Annotated in this window: 3 protein-coding genes; all 3 read right to left on the bottom strand. The window is 64.0% G+C overall.

The genetic code is table 11. The features are described from left to right. Positions 1 to 106 precede the first annotated feature (106 nt). Positions 107 to 1,081 carry an NAD(P)H-binding protein gene (locus MPJ51_RS09100; RefSeq protein WP_298385025.1) on the bottom strand — a complete coding sequence of 325 codons (975 nt, stop codon included), beginning with the start codon at positions 1,079 to 1,081 and terminating at the stop codon, positions 107 to 109. Between the two features lie 130 nt (positions 1,082 to 1,211). After that, complete coding sequence (locus MPJ51_RS09095) at positions 1,212 to 1,562, bottom strand: hypothetical protein (RefSeq protein ID WP_298385023.1); 351 nt, start codon at positions 1,560 to 1,562, stop codon at positions 1,212 to 1,214. 54 nt (positions 1,563 to 1,616) lie between these two features. Beyond that, the coding region (locus tag MPJ51_RS09090; RefSeq protein ID WP_298385020.1) for a chromosome segregation protein SMC at positions 1,617 to 4,119 on the bottom strand (2,503 nt) is incomplete at its 5' end.

The raw sequence follows: 4,119 nt of genomic DNA, 5'->3' as shown, positions 1-4,119 counted from the left end.
GCCCGCAGATGCCTGGCCGACGGCCGATCTGTTGAACCGATTGTAAAGCCCGGGGCAAGAGCCTTACTCAGGCTCTTGCCAATCTTATCAAGGGATGCGGGATGCCTTAGCCTTTGACCGCATCCTTCATGGCGTCCTCACCTTTCTTCCACAGGTTGCCCTGCCATAGCTCCTCCAACCCGGTCTCACCGCTTGCGCCTTTGGTGGTCAGGTAGTCGTAGTACGAGGTCGGCTTGTGGCCGGTCAGATTGTAAAAGTCAGGGCTGCACCGGGTGTAGAAACCGTTGGTGAGGTATTCAAAGAACTCGGCCCGGGTGGCGCCGAAATCGGCCTCGAAATCGACCATGGATTGCGGGCGATATTCGATGGTCCGGTCCATCGCCCGCCCCAGATCTGCCGCGATTTCCGCCATGGATTGCGGGGCCGGGCCGGTGATGTCGTAGAACTTGTTCGCGTGCCGGTCAGGCCCTTCCGTCAGCACAACGGCGGCGGCTTCGGCGATGTCACGTGTGGCCACGAAAGAATTGCGCATATCCCCCAGCGGATTCGAGAACCAGCCTTCGGTTTCGATCGTCTCGCTATCGGTTTTCAGAAGATGGTTCATGAAGAAGTTGTTGCGCAGGGCGGTGACGTTCAACCCCTCGTCAATCAGCGCCTTTTCACCCCACCAATAGTGCTGCAGCATCAGCGGAATACCCGCCCCCGCGCGCGAGGCGTGCTGATCCGCGTCATAAGAGGCCGTGTTGGTGTCAGCCCCCATGCAGCTGACCCGCACCACATGCGAAATCTGCGCACGGCGTCTGCCCAGCTCTTTGCAGAACTCCAGATGGCCCTGCAGCATGGGGTCGAGCGAGGCCGAATACACCGCATCGACACCCTCAAGCGCCGCCTCCCATGTGGACGGGTCGGACAGGTCGAATTTCACCACGTCATCCGCGCCCAGCGCCGTCAGGCTGTCGGCCTTGTCCGCGCTGAAGTAACAGGCGCGCACGGTGATCGCCGGGTCCGACGCAAGGCGCGCCACCAATTCGCGGCCAATACGACCGGTTGCAGATGTGACGAGAACGGTTTTTTGCGTCATGAGAAGCGCCTCCTGAATCCAGTATCCGGCGTTATTGGCCGGATTGATCCCAACAATCAACGCGGTTCCCGACAGTTGTCCCAAAGGATACGACGCAGATCAGTGCATGCGGCCAGAACGACCGCCCTGATCACTCGGACCGCACCGGATAGCGATCCCCTTTTTCATCGATCAGGATCAGCCTTTCGCCGCTGCGCACATACAGATCACAGCGACTGAAACCGTTTCTGTAGGCGATGCAGACGCTGCCATCCTCGGCGATGGAATAAGTGCCAAAGGCGGATTCTCCACTGGCATAGGTATAGGAATAGGCCCCACCTTCCGAGAATCTGGACTGGCCGTCATCGTAGAAGGTCAGCGTGCGCCCGGCCAGCGCGCTGAGCTCGTCGGGGGTCAATTGCACGTCGCCGGGTCTAGTCGCCCAGTCAGCGGCCCAAAGGGGGGATGCAGCAAAGATGGCGAAGGTCAGAAATCGGATCATGCCGCCACCCTAACCCGGCGTGGGGCAAAAGGCGCATAACGTTGCGGTGAGGGGTCAGGCGACCATCTGCTCGGCCTTTTTCAGATCGACCGAGACCAGCTGACTGACGCCCTGCTCCTGCATGGTCACGCCGAACAGACGGTCCATCCGCGCCATCGTCACCGCGTGGTGGGTGATGATCAGGAAGCGCGTGTCGGTCTGGCGGCACATCTCGTCCAGCAGGTCACAGAAACGGGTGACGTTGGCGTCATCCAACGGCGCGTCGACCTCGTCCAGCACGCAGATCGGTGCCGGGTTGGCGAGGAAAACGCCAAAGATCAGCGCGGTGGCGGTCAGGGTCTGTTCACCGCCCGACAGCAGGCTGAGGGTCGACAGTTTTTTGCCCGGCGGCTGGCACATGATCTCAAGCCCCGCATCCAGCGGATCGTCGCTTTCGACCATGACCAGATTGGCCTCACCGCCGCCAAAAAGGTGTTTGAACAGCATGGCGAAGTTCGAGTTCACCTGCTCGAACGCGGTCAGCAGACGTTCGCGACCCTCGCGGTTCAGACTGGCGATGCCGCTGCGCAGAGCCTTGATCGCCTCTTCCAGATCGGCGCGCTCGCTGTTGAGGGTGTCGAATTCCTCCTGCACGTCCTTGGCGTCCTCTTCGGCCCGCAAGTTGACCGCGCCCATCGCATCGCGCTGACGTTTGTGGCGGTTGACCTCAGCCTCCAGCGCATCGGCGGCGGGCATCTGGTCGGGGTTCACGTCCAACTGGTTCAGCAACTGGTTCGGCGTCAGCTGCTGATCCTCGGCGATCCGTTCTGCCGCCGCCACAACGCTTTCCTTGGCGGCATCACAGCGCGCCTCGGCAGCGGCGCGGGTTTCGCGGGCTTCCGAGGCCAGACGTTCCGCCTCACGCTCGGCCAGAACCACGTCGCGCTGTTGGGTTTCGGCCTCGGCCAGCTTGTCGGCAGCCTCGGCGCGACGCGCCTCGGCGGTTTTGATCAACTCGTTCAGTTCCTCGCGTGCCTCGGCGATTTCGCCGGGGGCGGCCATGGCCTCGGTTAGTTCCTCTTCGGAGCTTGCCTTACGTTCGGCCAGTTCGGAAATCCGTTTCTCGGCCGTTTCCAACCGGTGCCGCCACCCGCTGAGGTCCTTGGTCACCTCCTGGCTGCGGCGGGTGCGCGCCTCGCCTTCGCGGCGCAATTCGTCATGGGTCGAGCGATGGGTCAGCATGGTGATCCGCGCGGCCTCGACCGTCTGTTTGATGTCTTCGACCTGCGCGCGGGCGCTGTCGAGATCACCCAGCCCGGTCAGCGCACCCTCGGCCTCGCGCAGTTGCGCACGCGCCGCCATGGCGTCTTCCTTGTGGCGGTCGACGGCGAGGGTCAGGGTTTCCAGCTTGCCCTGTGCCAGATTGCGATCAGCCTCGGCCCGGCTGAGCATCCGCGCGGTTTCCGCCATACGCTGATCGGCGGCACGGCGGGCTTCGCGGGCGCGGCGGTCGGCCTCGGTGACATCGGCCAGTTGCTGCGACAGCGCCTCATGCGCGGCGCGGGCGCCTTCAGCCTGCGCCTCGGTCCGGGCCAGTTCCTGTTTCAGCGCTTCTAGCTTGTTGAGCTGTTCCAATCGCAGGGCCGCCGCGCTTGGCGCGTCCTCGGCCCAGGCGCGGAACCCGTCCCAGCGCCACAGATCGCCCGAGCGTGAGACCAGCCGCTGCCCCGGCTTTAAAGACGCCTGCAACCGTGCGCCATTATCCGCATCAACCAAACCGATCTGCGCGATCCGGCGGCTGAGACGATCCGGGCCAGACACATGCAAGGCCAGCGGTTCTGCCCCATCCGGCAACGGCTGATCGCTGTCATAGCCCGCCACCTGAACCCAACCGGATGGGCCGTCGCCTTCGACCAGCGGCGCGCGCAGATCATCCGCCAGCGCCGCGCCCAGAGCCTTTTCATAACCCGGTGCCACCCGCAGCAGATCGAGCACCTGACCACCCTCAGCCGTATCCCGTTCCACCAGCTTGGCCAAAGCCGAGGTTTCGGCACGGATCGCGCCCAGCTCACCCTCGGCCTCGGACCGCTTTGCCCGGGCCTCGGCCTCGCGCGCCTGCGTGTCATTACGCAGCTCATCTGCTGCAGCCAGCGCCTCCTCGGCGGCTTCGGCGGCTTCGCGGGCTTCCTCCTCACCCTCCTGCGCCGCCTCAAAGGCTTCGCTGGCGCGGGTCAGGGCCGATTTCGCCTCATCCACCGCCGCGCGGGCCTTTTCCTCTTCGCCCTCGGACCGGGTCAGCGTCTTGCGGCTGTCTTCGACCAGACGCTGCGCCGACTGATGGCGGGCCACCAATCGCGCCATATCCTCGGTCTGTTGCGAGAGATGATCTTCGCGCTCTTGCAGAACCGACGCCGCCTCGCGGGCGATCTCGGCAGCCTCGGCGACCTTTTCGTCATACCCCTCAGCGGCCTTGGTCAACTCGCGCGCTTCCCATTCCAGACGCTCGATCATCTCACCGGCATCGCGGTTCAGCCCGGCCTCGCGGTCGATATCGTTGCCCAGTTGCTGGATGCGGTTG

Source organism: Ruegeria sp., from assembly GCF_028066395.1.
Taxonomy (GTDB): domain Bacteria; phylum Pseudomonadota; class Alphaproteobacteria; order Rhodobacterales; family Rhodobacteraceae; genus Ruegeria.
The sequence above is the reverse complement of the archived record's forward strand: the minus strand, read 5'-3'. Positions and strand labels throughout refer to the sequence as shown.